Raw genomic sequence first — 16,216 nt, 5'->3', positions numbered from 1 at the left:
GGATCGTAACATGCGCAAAGACTTGGGCAAGAATGCGGTGTCTGTGGTGAATTTGAAAGGCCTGCACGGGGGCAGGCCGTTCCAAAGATTGGGAAAACCTCAGCGGCCGGAGCGCGCCATAAAGGCCAGACGCTCAAACAGATGCACGTCTTGTTCGTTTTTCAACAAGGCGCCATGCAATTTCGGCAGGGCGTTTGCCCCGTCGCGTTTCAGGTCTTCTGGCGACAGGTCTTCGGCCAACAGTAGCTTGAGCCAGTCGATCACCTCGGATGTGGAAGGCTTTTTCTTCAATCCGGCGGTTTCGCGGATTTCGAAGAACTGCGTCAGCGCGGTGGTCAGCAGCGCCTCTTTGATGCCGGGGTGATGGACCTCAACAATCTTTTTCAGCGTCTCCATTTCCGGGAAGCGGATGTAGTGGAAGAAGCAGCGGCGCAGGAAGGCGTCAGGCAGTTCTTTTTCGTTGTTGGAGGTGATGATGATGATCGGGCGATGCTTGGCTTTTATGGTTTCGCCGGTCTCGTAGACGTGGAACTCCATCTTATCGAGTTCTTGTAGAAGGTCGTTTGGAAACTCGATGTCGGCCTTGTCGATCTCGTCAATCAGCAGGACAACTTTCTCATCACTTTCAAAGGCTTCCCAGAGTTTGCCGCGCTTAATGTAATTGCCAATGTCATGGACACGTTCATCCCCCAACTGGCTGTCGCGTAGACGGGAGACGGCGTCGTACTCATAAAGACCTTGTTGGGCTTTGGTGGTGGATTTCACGTTCCACTCGATCATTTTTAAACCCAGGCCGCGGGCGACTTGCATTGCCAGTTCGGTTTTGCCGGTGCCGGGTTCGCCTTTGACAAGCAGTGGGCGTTCCAGCGCCACAGCGGCGTTGACCGCGACCGTCAGATCGTCTGTGGCGACATAGTTTTTGGTGCCCGAAAACTGCATGAAATTTCTCCGCCCGTTCGCTTAATTCGGCGCAGACCCTATCGTGAACATAATTTGTCCGCAATGAGGGGTTAACAGGTAGTGACATTCCCTGGCCAAGGGAGTATTTGCTGCAAGCATAGAAGGGGGGTTGCATGTCTGACTTGAATACCACGATGGACGTGAGCCGCGATGAGGGAGCAGAAATGAAAGCCGAAACTTTCCTGCCCGACGATTATCGTCCCGCAGAAGATGAGCCGTTCATGAATGATCGGCAAGTTGAGTACTTTCGACGTAAACTATTGAACTGGAAAGAAGATCTGTTGGCGGATACCCGCGACACGATCGAGGGTCTGCAAGACAGCACCCGCAATATCCCGGATGTAGCTGACCGCGCCAGTGAGGAGACTGATCGCGCGCTTGAGCTTCGCACCCGGGATCGTCAGCGCAAATTGGTTGCAAAGATCGACAGCGCCATTCGTCGGATTGACGAAGGGGAATATGGCTATTGCGAAGTGACGGGGGAGCCAATTTCGCTCAAACGTCTGGACGCCCGTCCAATCGCAACCATGAGCCTTGAAGCGCAGGAACGTCACGAGCGCCGCGAAAAAGTGCATCGCGACGACTAATTTTGCACTGCCCTGTGACGGTAAATCGCAGGGTTTGGACCAAAAAATAAAGACGCCGGGGCTTTTGCTTCGGCGTTTTTTCATTAGGGTTAAGCCATGGATTTGCAAGGTAAAAAAATCACCGTGATTGGCGCGGGGATTGGCGGGTTGACCGCCGCGCTGGCGTTAAAGCAGCGCGGGGCCTCTGTGCATGTTCTGGAGCAGGCCGAGGCGATCAAAGAGGTTGGCGCGGGCTTACAAATCAGTCCCAACGGTATGGCTGTGCTCAAGGCGCTGGGCGTGGACGGTGCGCTTAAGAAACGGGCGGTTCGGGCGGACGCAGTGGAGCTGCGGGACTATGCCGCAGGGCGGTTGGTGAGTCGTTTGGATCTTGGGTTGATCTCTGAAAATGATCCCTTGCACCCTACGGAATATTACTTTGTGCATCGCGCGGATTTGATTGATGTGCTGGCTGAGGCCGTACGGGCGGCTGGGGTAAAAGTGCTTTTGCTTCAGCAAGTTGAGACCGTTGTCCCCGGCGATCGGCCAAAGGTGATGATGGCCAACGGTGCTGAGATGATCGTGGACTTGGCGGTTGGTGCGGATGGGCTGCACTCCAAAATGCGGCCGGTTCTCAACGGCACCGTGGCGCCGTTTTTCACGCGACAGACAGCTTGGCGGGCGACGGTGCCAAATACCATGGCACATCCGGATGTGGCGCAGGTGCATATGGGGCCGAAACGCCATGTGGTGAGCTATCCGCTGCGCGGCGGCGAATTGGTCAATATTGTCGCTGTGCAAGAGCAGGTGGGCTGGGCCGAGGAGGGCTGGCACATTCCCGATGATCCGGCCAACCTTCAGAAAACATTCAAGGATTTTGGTGGCGCTGTGCGGCGCATGCTGACCGAGGTTAGTGATGTGCGCAAATGGGGATTGTTTCGACATCCGGTGGCGCCGGTGTGGCACAAGGACCATTGCGTGCTGTTAGGAGATGCGGCGCATCCGACTTTGCCGTTTATGGCGCAGGGGGCGGTGATGGCGATGGAGGATGCCTGGGTTTTGGGCGATGCGCTTGAAAAGGCGGAAGATTTTGCCAGTGGCCTGGCAGCTTATCACGCGCGGCGCGTGGGGCGTGTGACCAAGGTTGTGGACACCGCCAGCAAAAACGCGTGGAAATACCATCTGAGCAACCGGCCATTGCGGATGGCAGCGCATATGGGGATTCGCATGGCGTCCACTTTGGCGCCGCGCAAGATGATGGGGCAGTTTGACTGGATCTATCTACACGACGTCACGAAAGAGTAAGTGTTGCGCCGGATTTTGGCGGCGTTAACCCCCAAATTTCACGTCGGTATTTTGTCGGTATCACGACTGTTTTGCGGAGGTGCGGATTTTGGGGTCGGCTCTCGCCTTAACGCAGCGCGCGTTGCGTCAGAGTGATTCCCCAACACCGCGCACCACGTCAGAGAGTTCTTGCAACTGGGACGCCAGCGGGCTGCTTTTGCGCCAGATCATGCCGATGGTGCGGGCCGGTTGCGCCCCGGCAAACCGCGCGACGCTCACAGCGGCGGCGGGCGTGTCCACTGGCACAGCCATTTCCGGGATCACAGTGACGCCAAGACCAGCCCCAACCATCTGCACCAGTGTTGAGAGCGAGGAGCCATCCAGCCCCTCGTGAGGACGGGCCGTGGGCAGGGAGCAAAACGATAGGGCTTGATCGCGGAAGCAGTGGCCTTCCTCGAGCAAGAGCAGCCGTTCGCGTTCGAGGGTTTCTGGTGCGGGGACCGGCGTCGCGGATTCGGTGTCAGGTCTTACGAGCACAAATTCTTCGGACCAAAGCGGCACTTCGGTGAAGGCGGGCTCGGACACGGGCAGGGCGACAATCGCGGTGTCGATGCGGCCCGCGTGCAGTTCGGCCAAAAGGTTGGCAGTCATGGTTTCGCGCACCATGAGGGACATGTCGGGAAAGGTGGCTTTTACCTCTCGCAGCAGGGCGGGCAGCAGGTAGGGCGCAATTGTGGGAATCACCCCAAGGCGCAGGCGACCGGTGAGGCCGGATTGCGCCGCGCGGGCCATATCGCCCAGTTCATCGACGCTGCGCAGGATTTCGCGTACGCGCACAAGCACGTCTTCGCCAAAGGATGTGAGCCGCACGCGACGGGTGGTGCGCTCCAAGAGAGGTGCGCCGAAGCTTTCCTCCAACTCTTTGATTTGCACGGATAAGGCGGGCTGTGAAATGGCGCAGACATCTGCCGCGCGACCGAAGTGGCCGTGTTCGGCAAGGGCATCAAAATAGCGGAGCTGGCGCAGTGTGAGATTATTCATAGTCTTTGATTATCAATGTGATCGGAAAATGCAACTTCGTTAAATGAAACTCCTGTGCTTAGAATGGTTCCAGACAAAACGTGACCCATCTCACTTTGACAGGAGGACGATATGGACGGAGACATGAAATCAGGTGGCTGCCCAGTGATGCACGGCGCGGTGACGCAGCAAGCGCGGGGCAATCGTGATTGGTGGCCTAATCAGCTGAACCTGCGGATTTTGCACCAGAATTCTGCCAAGTCTGACCCTATGGGAGCAGATTTTGACTATGCCGCAGAGTTCGCCAAGCTGGACTTTAAGGCGCTCAAAGAAGACCTCTATGCGCTGATGACAGACAGCCAGGACTGGTGGCCGGCGGACTACGGTCACTACGGCGGTCTTTTCATCCGTATGGCCTGGCACTCGGCAGGCACGTATCGCACCGCGGATGGCCGCGGCGGTGGTGGCACAGGGCAGCAGCGGTTTGCGCCGCTGAACAGCTGGCCGGACAATGGCAATCTTGACAAAGCGCGGCGGCTGTTGTGGCCGATCAAGCAGAAGTACGGCAACTCCATCAGCTGGGCGGACCTTTATATTCTCGCGGGCAATGCGGCGATTGAAAGCATGGGTGGCAAAACCTTTGGCTTTGCCGGTGGTCGCCCAGATGTGTGGGAACCGGAAGAGGACGTCTATTGGGGTGCAGAGACCGAATGGCTGGAAGAATCTGGCGGCGAGAACTCACGTTATTCCGGGGATCGTGATCTAGAAAACCCGTTGGCGGCGGTTCAGATGGGCCTGATCTATGTGAACCCGGAAGGGCCTGATGGTCAGCCTAACATTTTGGCCTCTGGTCGCGATATTCGCGAGACTTTTGCCCGGATGGCGATGAATGATGAAGAGACTGTCGCGCTTGTGGCTGGTGGCCATACCTTTGGCAAGGCGCATGGGGCGGGCGATCCGACCCTTGTTGGACCGGAGCCGGAGGCCGCAGGCATCGAAGAAATGGGGCTTGGCTGGATCAACGCGCATGGCACTGGCCATGGCGGTGACACGACAACGTCGGGCATCGAAGGCGCGTGGACGGCGAACCCAACCCAGTGGGACAACGGCTATTTTGATCTGCTGTTTGGGTATGACTGGAACCTGACCAAGAGCCCTGCCGGGGCATGGATTTGGGAGCCGGTTGGGGTGTCTGAGTCGGACATGGCGCCAGCGGCACATGACGCAAGCCAGAAGGTCAAAACCATGATGACCACTGCCGATATGGCGATGCGCATGGACCCGATTTATGGGCCTATTTCCAAACGGTTCCATGAGAACCCCGAGGAGTTCCAGGATGCCTTTGCACGGGCGTGGTTCAAGCTGACCCACCGCGATATGGGGCCACGGGCGCGCTATCTTGGCGAAGAAGTGCCCAGCGAAGAGCTGATCTGGCAGGATGTGGTTCCGGCGTCTGAGACGGACCTGTCCGAAGAGGATGTCGCAGCACTGAAAGCCGCGGTGATGGCCTCTGGCCTGTCGGTGAGTGATCTGGTGAAAACTGCCTGGGCCTCGGCGTCCACCTTCCGGGGCAGTGACATGCGCGGCGGGGCCAATGGGGCGCGGGTCGCGCTGGCGCCGCAGAAAGACTGGGCGGCCAATGAGCCACTTGAGTTGGCGCGGGTGTTGTCAGCACTGGAAGGTGTGAAGGCGGACTTTGGCAAGCCGGTGAGCCTCGCGGACCTGATTGTGATCGGTGGCGCGGCGGCAATTGAGAAGGCAGCGCTGGATGCGGGGCATGATGTCTCCGTGCCGGTGACGCTGGGCCGTGGCGATGCGACGCAAGAGATGACCGACGTGGAAAGCGTGGGCATGCTCGAGCCGCAGGCCGATGGCTTCCGTAACTACGCACGGACCCAATTCACCGTGTCGCCAGAAGAGATGCTGGTGGATAAGGCGCAGCTGCTGACGCTGACCGCGCCAGAGATGACGGCCTTGGTCGGTGGCCTGCGGGTGCTGGGTGCCAACCATGGCGGCGCAGCGCATGGTGTGTTCACCGATCGGGTCGGGCAGCTGACCAACGACTTCTTCGTGAACGTGCTGGACATGGGCACCACTTGGGCTGAGGCCGGTGATGGCGTTTATGAGGGCAAGGATCGCGCTAGCGGCGACGTGAAGTGGACGGCAACCCGGGTGGACCTGGTGTTTGGCTCCAATTCGCAGCTGCGGGCGCTGGCTGAGGTCTATGGTCAGTCCGATGGCGCGGCCAAGCTGGTTGGCGATTTTGTAGCCGCATGGTGCAAGGTCATGGATGCGGATCGCTTTGATCTGAAGTGATCTTTGGTGAAAGGAATGAGGAAGGCGCGGCGATGCCGCGCCTTTTTTGTGTCAGAATGCCGGTTTCATCAGCATCAGCCAGACAATCCCCATGACCGCAAAGAAGGCCGGGAAGCCGCAGGCGAACCAGATGTGATAGAGTTTGAGGTAGCGATCTGGCAGGGGCGATCGAGTGTCGCGGGCGGTGCGGGCAATGTTGCGCATTTGTAGTTGGATCCAGACGACCGGCAGCCAGAAGGCACCAACCACCACATAAAGGATCAGCGAAATCAGTAGCCAAGGTTCCAAGAGCGACCAGCCGAGGTGCCAAGCAAATAGTGTGCCGGTGATCGGTTGCAGAACGGCGGCGGTGGCGGTGAAGATGGTGTCGGCGATCACTACGATGCCGGCGACATGGGCGATCAGGGCGGGGTCGCGGCTGCGGTGAGATAGGACCATAAAGAAGGCGATGCCAGCCCCCGTACCCAAGAGAACGGTGGCGCCGAGGACGTGGGCAAAGCGGAGGATCTCTTCGATCATCTGTCGTCCATTAGCAGGGCCACCAAGGCGGCGAGTGTGATGCCGGGCAGGACTTTGACCATAGGGCCAAGCGGATCGGCATAGAGGGCAGGTGTCATCAATGCTGCGCCCAGAAGGTAGGCGGCGGAGAGAAGGATCATGCCGATGGCGGCTTTGCGGGTGTGGCGTCGGATGAGGATTGCGCCTCCAAGAAGGGTGTCAGCGATGCCACCGCCAATAACAGCGAAAGCGGCGAAGGTGGGACTGCTGCCAGTGGTGGTTAGAACCCGCATGGCTTCGGGTGTTTGGATTAGGCCAATGGCGCCGGAGAGCAGCCAGAAAAACGCCAGCGTGGCGATGGCGAGCGGAAGCGCCAGGTAAACCCTTGCCGCGGTGCGGTCCTGCGCGGTGGCGGGGTGGCTTGCCAGAGTGGCTGCCAATGGGTGGCAGGTGTGGCCGGTGAGGTGGTGCCAGGGCAGCGGGTTGCCGGAAATGCCTTTTGAGAAAACCGTTAGCGACGTGCTGCGCAGGGGCGCCCGCCAGCCTAACCAGCCAAGCGTGTCGGCCACGCGGGCGGTGAATTTGAGTGTCCAGTTTGGCAGGTGCGGCCGCCAGAGGGGCGGAGGTACGCCAAGCCAGGCGCGGGTGTGCAGGGTTAGGCTGCTAAAGCTGTGCGCATTTGGCTCGGTGATGTCGGCGATGGTACCGGAGGGTACTTGGGGGTCACAGGCCAGTGCGACGGCATGGGCGACGTCGGCAAGGGCGACAGTTTGGATGGGGCTGTCCCCTAACACGTGGGGCAGGACGGCCGGCAAGGCCGCAAGCGCGCGCAGGAGGGCGCTGCCGCCGTAGGCTTCGCGGCCCAGCACCAGAGTGGGGCGCAAAATGACGTGGTCGGCCTGAGAGGTGGTCAACAGCGCGTCACCTTCGGCCTTGGTGCGGTAGAAGGCGGTGTCGGCCTCTGGCGACACCCCTGCAGCGGAGATCTGGATCACGCGGGTTTGGGTTTGGGCGGCAGCATTCGCAAGGTGCCGGACCATCTCAACGTGAATTTGGGAAAGGCTGTCGCGGGCGCCATCCTGCAAGGCGCCGGAGGCGTTCACCACCACGTCGGTGTCTTGCAACAAGGCGGGCCAATGATCCGCGCGCAAGGACGTAAGGTCGAGATGTTTCCAGCGACACTGCGGAAAGCGGGAGGCGGCTTTGGCATTGCGCCCGACGCCGGTCACGTCATATCCGGCCTCAGCCAGTGCCGCCATGCAGGCGGCGCCAATGAGGCCGTAGCCGCCAAGAACAAGGGCTGTGGGCATCGCTGCGCTCCGCTAAATCCTGCTGGGATGAGACTAGCATAAGCGCCTTTCCTTGCACGGCAAATTCCGGGTCTTGCGGCAATCTGCCATTGTTGGGCTAGAGCCTCCGAACCGGGTGGCGCAGGACGGTGCGTAATTTTTCCGGAGCGGTTTTGCGCGGGTCGCCCAGGTAGATTTCATGGTGGTGGCCGTTTTCTGTCAGGCCATTTTGCGGCAGGTATTCTTTGTGCAGCTTGGCGATGGTCGGGCCTTCTTCGCTATACGGACCGACGTGCAAAATTTGGGCGCAGAAACCCTCGTGCAAGACCTCGCGCCGTAGAGTGGCAGGAGGGTCGCCGAGCTTTTGGGAGGCTTTTTCCACGCTGGCGGCAAAGGCGGCGTCATCAAGCCAATCCGGCAGCATGATCATCATGGTCCAATGCCATTCCTCGCGCCGGTCGTCGGTGTAGGCGGTCATGTCGTCGGCCCACCAGAGGCCCTCGAGGGGTGGCACAACGTAGTCTTTGTTCAAAACCTTTTTGGAGTAGAACTTCAGGCCGTAGCTGACCGGGTAGAGCCAGGAGAGGGCGTGTTGATAGGCGTCGTTGCCCGGGGCGCCGTGGCCGTCGATTTTCACAAAGGTCATGTCCGGGACTTCGACAAGGGCGAAGTCTTTGGCGGAGGGCACGTAGAGATGTTTGAGGGTTTTCTTGAAATCGATTTTGGTCATGTGATGGCCTAGAAGACGAACGGCTGGTTGAAAATTTATTGTGCAGTGTGTGTTTTGGGAACTTAAGAGAAAAGGAACAAAGGGGCAACATTTGATTGCTGGCGGGGTGCCTTGCTCCACAGATCTTTGGCGGAGAGGTGTGATCGGGTTAGGACAGGCGGTGGCCCGCGATATTGGCCAGCTCTTGGTTTCTATGAAGACTACAACCTCACGAAATCCGCCTGTTGGTCATGCCTTTTGGGCGCTAGCAATCAGTGTTTTCAAGGCATTTGTCTGGCGCATTTTGAGAACAGGACTTATTTGTTGGGAAAACTGGCTCTATTGAGTGATGTCTGCTTGACCTAGGGTCGGTCAATTTAGACGGGAACGACGCAAGATCGATACGCCTAAATGTATATTCAATAGGGAGTAAGTTATGGAAAATGTTGTACTATTGGCGGTGGATGGGAGTGACGGGTCTGACCGTGCGCTCGACCATGCTATTGCCAGAGCGAAACAGGGTGGGGCCAAAGTTGTTGTTGCCTATGTGATTGAATGGTCGCCGTATTCCTTTAGCACCGCTGAAGAGAACGCGACCCGCCACAAACGTCGGGAAACCGAAATTGAACGCGCCAACTCAGAGATTGTCGCCCCCGCCCTAAAGAGGCTTGACGGGGAAAGTTTGGAGTACGCCGGGATTGTACGTCACGGACACCCCGCGGAAACTTTGATTGCCATCGCCAAAGAATACGGCGCGGTTCAGATCTTAATCGGCCGCCGAGGCCACAGCGGATTGAAGTCGCTGCTGTTTGGCAGCGTCGCAGGCAACCTGATCCAGACCGCGCCTGTGCCGGTTGTCGTCGTTCCTTGATTTTGAATTTGAGTGTCCGGAGGAGCATTATGACTCGCATCCTGTTTTTTCTGTTTGCAGCGCTTTCGATCGCTGGGCCAGCCTATGCTGGCATTGATGAAACCATCAACAATTTCACCGCGCCGATTGCCTCGTTTATTGGCTCAGTCGTGTTTTTTAAGATCCCGGTTGCCGGGGCCAATCTTCCGCTTGTTGTGCTGTGGTTGGTCGTGGGGGCTGTGTTTTTCACCTTCTATATGGGCTTCATCAATCTGCGTGGGTTCAAGCACGCAATCGCGCTTGTCCGGGGGGATTACGCAGACCCCAACAGCGCTGGCGAAGTGTCGCACTTCCAAGCGCTTGCCACAGCGGTGTCCGGCACAGTGGGCATCGGTAACATTGGCGGGGTCGCGGTTGCGGTGACCGTGGGCGGCGCCGGGGCGACGTTCTGGCTGATCGTCGCGGGCTTTTTGGGCATGTCCACCAAGTTTGTCGAATGTACGCTTGGCGTGAAATACCGCAATGAGAACCCGGATGGGTCTGTGTCGGGTGGCCCGATGTATTATCTGACCAAAGGGTTTGAAGAGCGTGGCATGGTGGGCTTTGGCAAGTTCATGGGCACGTTTTATGCCATCGGTATTTTTATCGGCGCTCTGGGCATTGGGAACATGTTCCAATCCAACCAGGCCTACGTGCAATTGAACACCGTCGCCGGTGGGGCGCTGGATGGCTACGGTTGGCTGGTGGGCTTGATCCTTGCAGGGGTTGTTTTTGCCGTCATCATTGGCGGGATCAAATCCATCGCCCGCGTGACTGAGAAGATTGTGCCGTTTATGGCGATCTTCTACTGCGTGTTTGCGATCATCGTGATCCTGATGAATTTCACCTCGATCCCGGCAGCGATTGGCAACATTTTCTCCGGCGCTTTCACCGGTGAAGGCGTGACCGGCGGGGCCTTGGGCGCGTTGATCATTGGCTTCCAGCGGGCGGTGTTCTCCAACGAGGCGGGCATTGGGTCCGCGTCGATTGCCCACGCTGCTGTGCGGACCGATGAGCCGGTGACAGAAGGCTATGTGTCGTTGCTGGAACCCTTCATCGACACCATTGTGATCTGTACCATCACCGCGCTTGTCATCGGCACAAGCCAAGTGGCTGATCCCAACTTCGCGGGGGAGGCAACTGGCGTTGCGATGACCTCAGCGGCGTTTGAGCGTCAGATTGGCTGGTTCCCTGTGCCTCTGGCGTTTGGGGCACTGCTCTTTGCCTTCTCAACCATGATCTCCTGGTCCTACTATGGGCTTAAAGGATGGACCTACCTGTTTGGCGAAGATCAGACACTGCAGACAGTCTACAAGCTGATCTTCTGCGCATTTGTGGCTTTGGGCTGTGTTGTGCAGCTGGGTCCGATCCTGGATATCTCGGATGCGCTGGTGTTCCTGATCTGTGTGCCAAACATTCTGGGTCTTTATTTCCTGGCCCCCGTGGTGAAACGCGAGATGCGGGCCTATGTGGCAAAGCTTGAGAGCGGGGAGATCCAGCGGTTTAAGCACTAAGGACCTTTGATCCTGTAGAGTGGCCCCCACCAGCGATGGTGGGGGCCATTTTTATATGGGGGCGGACTAATCCAGTCAGTGGCTGGTCATGTTTTCTACGATGTCCGCGCCGCTCCAAGCGGCAGGGAAATAGGTGGGCCAGTTGGTGACTTCTTCCAGCAGGGCGGCGCGGTCTTCGCCCCAATAGAGGTGGTAATGGTCCACCTTGGTGGGCACCATTTCGTGGTCGCTGAACTGAATGTACTGCGGTGCGGCGGCGTCGCCACCGGATTTTTCATAAACGAAGCGGATGCCTTGATTGCCGGATTTGTAGGTCAGGATTTCATAGCCGTCCGCTTGATAAGTGCCTTGCACCGGTTTGCCGTCTTTGAAGAAGGCAACGGTGTCGCCTGCGATCTGGATGCGGTCGACATCGGTTTTGAAACCCGTTTCATAGTAGGCGCGGTACTCCTCGGCGGTTTTTTTGCCGCTTTTGGCTTTGTGTTCCAGCACGGGATCAAGGGTGCCGTCCTGCAAGAAGGGGTAGACGGATTGCCAGTCGTTTTCCCAATCGGTCAAGGCGCGGGCTTGCACCTTGGACTCGTCGATCAGTTTTGGCTCAGCCTTTTTGTGATCGTGGGCATGGGAGTGCTTGTGCTCTTTGGTGTCGGTTGTGGCGGATTGTGCCACTGCCTGGGATGAAAATGCGATCAGCGCGCCAATGGAGAGGGCGGTGAGATGTTTGAAAGCAGTGTGTTGCATAGGGTGTCCAATTTTCACTCAGGAATCATGTTATAACATAACATATGGGCCCTTTAACGTGTGATTTTGGTGTGTTCAATATTCTTTGGAGTGATTTGAGAACAAAGGCGCAGTGGTAGGCTGCGCCTTTGTCCCTAGGAGCAGCAAGGCGAGGATCGTCTTGGGATCTGCTCCTATCTCCGATTAATGTTGTCGGGATTGCGGCTTAGGAAGCGACAACCGCTTGTTGGCCGGCTTGGCGCAGCAGGATTTGTTTCAGCGCGGTGAGGTGGGGGAATTCGATCAACATGCCAATCACAAGGGCGGCCAAGATTAATGGCTGGTCCGGAATTGCGACGGCCGTAATCGCCAGCATCATGGGGGCATTCCGCGCGGCGGTGGTCATCGACAGGAGCGCGTGTTTTGGATGATCCAGACCTGCGAATTTTGAGAGCAACTCCCCTAGGATGAATGTGGCCACGAAGAACAGGAAAATCGCGAGTAGAATTGTGGCGAAGGCATCGGCATGCGCGGCAATGACGCCGATGTTGGCCGCAAAGATTTGCAGGATCAGCGCAGCGATCACCACTGGCACAATGTGGCCGACCCAGCGCACGACAAATTGAAAGCTGGCGTCCGGAAGTAGTTTGTCGAGCGCGAACCGGAGCACTTGCGCGGCGATCAGCGGAACAACAAACCACTCGGCCAACGTGCCAGTGATGGATGCGAAATCGACAAGACCTGTGTGGCGCGTGAACAGCCAAAGCCAGACCGGGAAAAGCAGGATCTGTGTGAGCATATTGATTGGAATGAGGGCTGTGCCCAATGCGGTGTCGCCACGCGCCATTCGTGTGAAGCCAAGAAACCAGTCGGTGCAAGGAGACATGAAGTAGATAACCAGCCCCGTGAACAAAAGTGGCTGGCCTGACAGAAACAGGGACGCAATGCCAAAGCCGATGAATGGGATAATCAGGAAGTTGGCCACCCAAGTGAGACCGAGGAAACGTAGGTTGCCAAAGCCTTGGACAATGGACTTGGGGCGCAGTTCGAATAGCAAAAGCGAGATCATAAGGAGCAGCGTTGGGTCAATCCAGTTTGAGGCCGTGTCGCCTGTGGTCGGGGACAAAAGTCCCATCGATGCCCCGGCGAGCATGGCTCCCAATAACAGGGCGGCAACGCCACCCCCCGCCAAGCCGGGTTCAGTGGTGTTGGGGGCATCGGGGGGCTGTGGCACAATGTGTTCAGCGGTCATGGAGCGAGATCACTTTCTTTGAGATTTGGAGGTGTCAGCAAAGGCACATGTCGTCGTCGCAACAGGAAAGGTCGTCGAGGAACATGTTGTTTTCGTAGTAAATTTCGAGAGGTGAGGTATCCACACCCATGCGGGCTGCGATGGCGCGCGCGACCACTGCAAAACGCTGGCGAAACTTGTAAATGAAACAGAAGAGATGGCCGTTGTGGGAGACTTCTGGGCCGACAAGGAAGAGGCCGGGGAAGACTGCGGACTCGTCCTGTGAAGACAAGAGCGGAGACCCGTTGTCATCATAGTCGAAGTATTCTGAAACCGGCGCTGTGCCGCTGCCAAAACCGGTTGCAAGGATTGGCGTGTTGGTGGACAGCCAGCTTCGCCCGTCCGCGGCAAGGATGTGGATGCCGTCTTGTTCTTGGTCCAGAGCGATGATTTCAGCATCCGGTATGAGCGTGATGGGCGCGGTTTCGCGGGCTTCATCAATCCGCTGCAGTGTGTATGGGGAGAGGCTCTTGCTTGGATCTTTGTCCTCACCCAGCCACGGCGCGCCCGAATCCAGCACGATCGGGTGTTTGCCTGCGCGGGCCAAACCGATCGCCGCATCTATTCCGCTTTCGTACCCACCAATAATAAAGACCTCTTCGCCAGGGACGTCTTGCCAGTTGCGTACCTGTCCGTAGTGTATCGCCAATTCTGCGCCTGGTAGATCGCCGTCAGAGGGGGCACTAAATTGTCCGCAGGCCCAGATGACAAAATCAGCGGTAAACTGACCGTGATTGGTAACCAGCGCAAACCCTTCGCCTTCCGGCAAAATGGATTGTGCTTCGACGCCGCATTGAACATTGATGCCAAAGGCGACAGCGGCATGTTCCAAGTATTGCGCGTAAGCCAATCCATCAGGGTGTTCGCGCCGCAGAGACCATCCTGGGGAACTGTCAAAGCTGATGGCGTTGAGGTCTGTCATGCCAAAGACGTTGCCCGCAAAAGACGGTGTCAAAAGCTTGGTGCCGGATGGCCAATTGAGAAAGCTCTGGCCGACCTTCCCGCGTTCCAGCACCCAGACGTCGGGGATAGCGAGGTCTCGCAGTACGCGGGCAACGCCAAGGCCAGCCGGGCCTGCGCCAATAATCGCAACGCGCATATGGTCGGGAAAGTGGATGTTGTCTTTACAGATCATCGTCTTAGCGCCCCGAGTGTAGGAGACGGTTTTGGAGAGAAAACTATGGGCGAATATTGAGTTTGGCGGCCGGTGCAGCAGAAGCTGCTTGCGGTCAAAGTGCCGGAGTGCATCGGGCAGACATCCTATTGGGGGCGCCTTTCCAGAAAGGAGACGCAGGTGTTGGGGTGTTTTGCGGGGCTGAGCCGCACCATTGGAGTGGGGCCGGTCTACTTTCAGGAGAGAGAGACGCTTCGCTGACTACGTTATGTTATATTATAACGTATAGTTGGCAGGCAGCAAGGCGGATTGTCAGGGTGTGGCTGGTAAACGAAAAAAGGCGCAGCCGAGGGGCTGCGCCTTTGGGATGGCAAAGTGGAGGCGGGAGAGGGTGTCCCGAGGTGCCTCTACTGGGACATGCCACCTTCCGTTGAGACCTGTTCTTGCACGTGATCCTCGTTGCCGACGGCTTTGCCGCGTGGCGGGAAGTCCGCAAAGGTGGACAGGTGCTTTTGCACGAGGCGGGCTGCCGGGCCAAAGGCCCACATCTTGTTGCCCATCCAGCGGGTGTACATGCCGGATTCCTCCGCCGCTTTCTCATACGGATCGCGCCGCAGGTTGAAGAGCAACGGGGCGTTGAGCTCTTCTTTAGGGCCGGCCCAGCCTTTTTCCTGGATCACAAAATGGGCTTTCCAGTCGTTGTAGCGCACGGCCTGAAGATCGGTGCCTTCATAGTAGATGATTTCCTTGCGGTTGCTGCCTGTTTCGCCGCGCAGATAGGAGAGCTGATTGTAGCCGTCCAAATGCACCTTGTAGCCTTCATGGCCTTCCAGCATGGCTGCGGGCAGGTCCTCTGGTCCGCCAGCGGCGGCAACCAGGGTGGGCATCCAGTCCATGGCGTCAAAGATGCCGTTGAGCACCTGACCTTCGGCAATCTGGCCGGGCCAGCGCACCACGGCTGGCACGCGGAAGCCGCCTTCCCAGGTGGTGCCTTTCTCGCCATGGAACGGCGTGGTGCCGCCATCCGGCCAAGTCATGGTTTCCGGGCCGTTGTCAGAGGTGAACAACACGATGGTGTTGTCGCTGATCCCGCGGTCATCAAGATGCGCGAGCACTTTGCCGACGTTGTCGTCCAGTTCCTTCATGACCACGTCTTGAAGCCCACGCCCATCCCCGAGCATGGCTTCATATTCCGGACTCAGGTGAGTCCAGACGTGGGCGCGGGCAGGGGCCATCCAAACAAAGAAAGGCGTATCTGCGTCCACGGCGCGGTCGATGAAGTCCAGGGTGTAAGTGGTGACTTCGTCGTCCAGAGTTTTCTGACGTTCGGGCGGGGCGGCGCCGTCGTCTTCGATGCGTTGCTTGCCGACCAATCCCCAGCGTGGATCGACGGTCTCGTCCATGGTGTCGGTGGCGTAGCTGTGAATGATGTTGCGGGGGCCAAATTGGTTGTTGAATTCGGGATCATCCGGCCAATCCGGGTCGGTGGTGTATTCCATGGCGTTGAGGTGGTAGAGCCAGCCCCAATACTCATCAAAGCCTTTGTTGGTTGGCAGGAATTGGTTCAGGTCGCCAAGGTGGTTTTTGCCAAATTGGCCGGTGGTGTAGCCCAGCCCCTTGAGCATGTTGGCCAGAGTTGGATCGTTTTCGTTTAAGCCAACGGGATCGCCGGGCAAGCCCACGGTGTGCATGCCGGTGCGGACCGGAAACTGCCCGGTGATGAAGGCCGAGCGGCCTGCGGTGCAGCTGGGTTGGGCGTAGTAATCGGTGAAGCGCGCGCCTTCGGCGGCGAGTTGGTCGAGGTTGGGTGTCTCGATGCTTTTCACACCTTGATGGTAGCTGCCGAGGCTGGCCCAACCGACGTCATCGGCCATGATCACCAGAATATTGGGTTGCTCGGTTTCGGCGAGGGCGCCTTGAGCGGCGAAGCCCAGTGCCGCGATGGTTGTCGTCATCGACACCATCATTGCAGGGAGTTTTGACACGAAATCACATCCTAAATACTTGCGCGTTTTCAAACAGGTCCAGTTACCTGCTGCAAAGTAA

Annotated in this window: 14 protein-coding genes; 5 read left to right on the top strand and 9 right to left on the bottom strand. The window is 58.0% G+C overall.

From position 1 onward, the window contains the following. Positions 1 to 99: 99 nt before the first annotated feature. Positions 100 to 939: a MoxR family ATPase gene (locus tag MK208_RS02620; RefSeq protein ID WP_294113603.1), complete on the bottom strand. Its 840-nt coding sequence runs from the start codon at positions 937 to 939 to the stop codon at positions 100 to 102. Between the two features lie 185 nt (positions 940 to 1,124). On the opposite strand from MK208_RS02620, the gene dksA reads away from it, so the two are divergent. Then, entirely contained in the window at positions 1,125 to 1,547 is a 423-nt protein-coding gene (gene dksA / locus MK208_RS02615; protein ID WP_294114103.1) for an RNA polymerase-binding protein DksA, read from the top strand. 96 nt (positions 1,548 to 1,643) lie between these two features. Continuing rightward, the gene (locus MK208_RS02610) at positions 1,644 to 2,831 is read left to right on the top strand and encodes an FAD-dependent monooxygenase (protein WP_294113602.1); all 1,188 of its coding nucleotides are present in this window, start codon (positions 1,644 to 1,646) and stop codon (positions 2,829 to 2,831) included. Between the two features lie 126 nt (positions 2,832 to 2,957). Here MK208_RS02610 and MK208_RS02605 read toward each other — a convergent pair whose 3' ends face one another. Beyond that, the gene (locus MK208_RS02605; RefSeq protein WP_294113600.1) at positions 2,958 to 3,851 is read right to left on the bottom strand and encodes a LysR substrate-binding domain-containing protein; all 894 of its coding nucleotides are present in this window, start codon (positions 3,849 to 3,851) and stop codon (positions 2,958 to 2,960) included. A gap of 111 nt (positions 3,852 to 3,962) precedes the next feature. On the opposite strand from MK208_RS02605, the gene katG reads away from it, so the two are divergent. Further along, positions 3,963 to 6,146, top strand: coding sequence for a catalase/peroxidase HPI (gene katG, locus MK208_RS02600; protein WP_294113598.1), 2,184 nt, complete (start codon positions 3,963 to 3,965; stop codon positions 6,144 to 6,146). 51 nt (positions 6,147 to 6,197) lie between these two features. Here the strand turns inward: katG and MK208_RS02595 are convergent, their stop codons facing one another. The 3 genes from MK208_RS02595 to MK208_RS02585 form a co-directional block, all read right to left on the bottom strand. Further along, positions 6,198 to 6,665, bottom strand: coding sequence for a DUF2269 domain-containing protein (locus MK208_RS02595; protein ID WP_294113596.1), 468 nt, complete (start codon positions 6,663 to 6,665; stop codon positions 6,198 to 6,200). Then, entirely contained in the window at positions 6,662 to 7,954 is a 1,293-nt protein-coding gene (locus tag MK208_RS02590; protein ID WP_294113594.1) for an SDR family oxidoreductase, read from the bottom strand. The genes MK208_RS02595 and MK208_RS02590 overlap by 4 nt, the downstream gene beginning before the upstream one ends. Before the next feature lie 97 nt (positions 7,955 to 8,051). Then, positions 8,052 to 8,663, bottom strand: coding sequence for a GyrI-like domain-containing protein (locus tag MK208_RS02585; protein WP_294113592.1), 612 nt, complete (start codon positions 8,661 to 8,663; stop codon positions 8,052 to 8,054). A 415-nt stretch (positions 8,664 to 9,078) separates the two neighbouring features. Between MK208_RS02585 and MK208_RS02580 the strand changes: the two genes are divergently transcribed. Both MK208_RS02580 and MK208_RS02575 read left to right on the top strand, forming a co-directional pair. Beyond that, positions 9,079 to 9,513: a universal stress protein gene (locus tag MK208_RS02580; RefSeq protein WP_294113590.1), complete on the top strand. Its 435-nt coding sequence runs from the start codon at positions 9,079 to 9,081 to the stop codon at positions 9,511 to 9,513. A gap of 29 nt (positions 9,514 to 9,542) precedes the next feature. Next, a complete protein-coding gene (locus MK208_RS02575; RefSeq protein ID WP_294113588.1) occupies positions 9,543 to 11,045 on the top strand; it encodes an alanine/glycine:cation symporter family protein in 1,503 nt (500 codons plus the stop codon). 75 nt (positions 11,046 to 11,120) lie between these two features. Here the strand turns inward: MK208_RS02575 and MK208_RS02570 are convergent, their stop codons facing one another. From MK208_RS02570 to MK208_RS02555, 4 genes are all read right to left on the bottom strand, one after another. Continuing rightward, positions 11,121 to 11,786: a ZinT/AdcA family metal-binding protein gene (locus MK208_RS02570; RefSeq protein WP_294113586.1), complete on the bottom strand. Its 666-nt coding sequence runs from the start codon at positions 11,784 to 11,786 to the stop codon at positions 11,121 to 11,123. Between the two features lie 205 nt (positions 11,787 to 11,991). Continuing rightward, positions 11,992 to 13,017 (bottom strand): hypothetical protein, encoded by a 1,026-nt coding sequence (locus tag MK208_RS02565; RefSeq protein WP_294113585.1) that lies wholly within the window; start codon positions 13,015 to 13,017, stop codon positions 11,992 to 11,994. A 34-nt stretch (positions 13,018 to 13,051) separates the two neighbouring features. Continuing rightward, complete coding sequence (locus tag MK208_RS02560; protein WP_294113583.1) at positions 13,052 to 14,191, bottom strand: NAD(P)-binding domain-containing protein; 1,140 nt, start codon at positions 14,189 to 14,191, stop codon at positions 13,052 to 13,054. A 386-nt stretch (positions 14,192 to 14,577) separates the two neighbouring features. Beyond that, positions 14,578 to 16,155 (bottom strand): arylsulfatase, encoded by a 1,578-nt coding sequence (locus MK208_RS02555; RefSeq protein WP_294113581.1) that lies wholly within the window; start codon positions 16,153 to 16,155, stop codon positions 14,578 to 14,580. Between the last annotated feature and the right edge of the window lie 61 nt (positions 16,156 to 16,216).

It is taken from the genome of Shimia sp., assembly GCF_022448905.1.
Taxonomy (GTDB): domain Bacteria; phylum Pseudomonadota; class Alphaproteobacteria; order Rhodobacterales; family Rhodobacteraceae; genus Shimia.
Note: the sequence above shows the minus strand (reverse complement) of the source record. Positions and strands in the feature narration are given on the sequence as shown.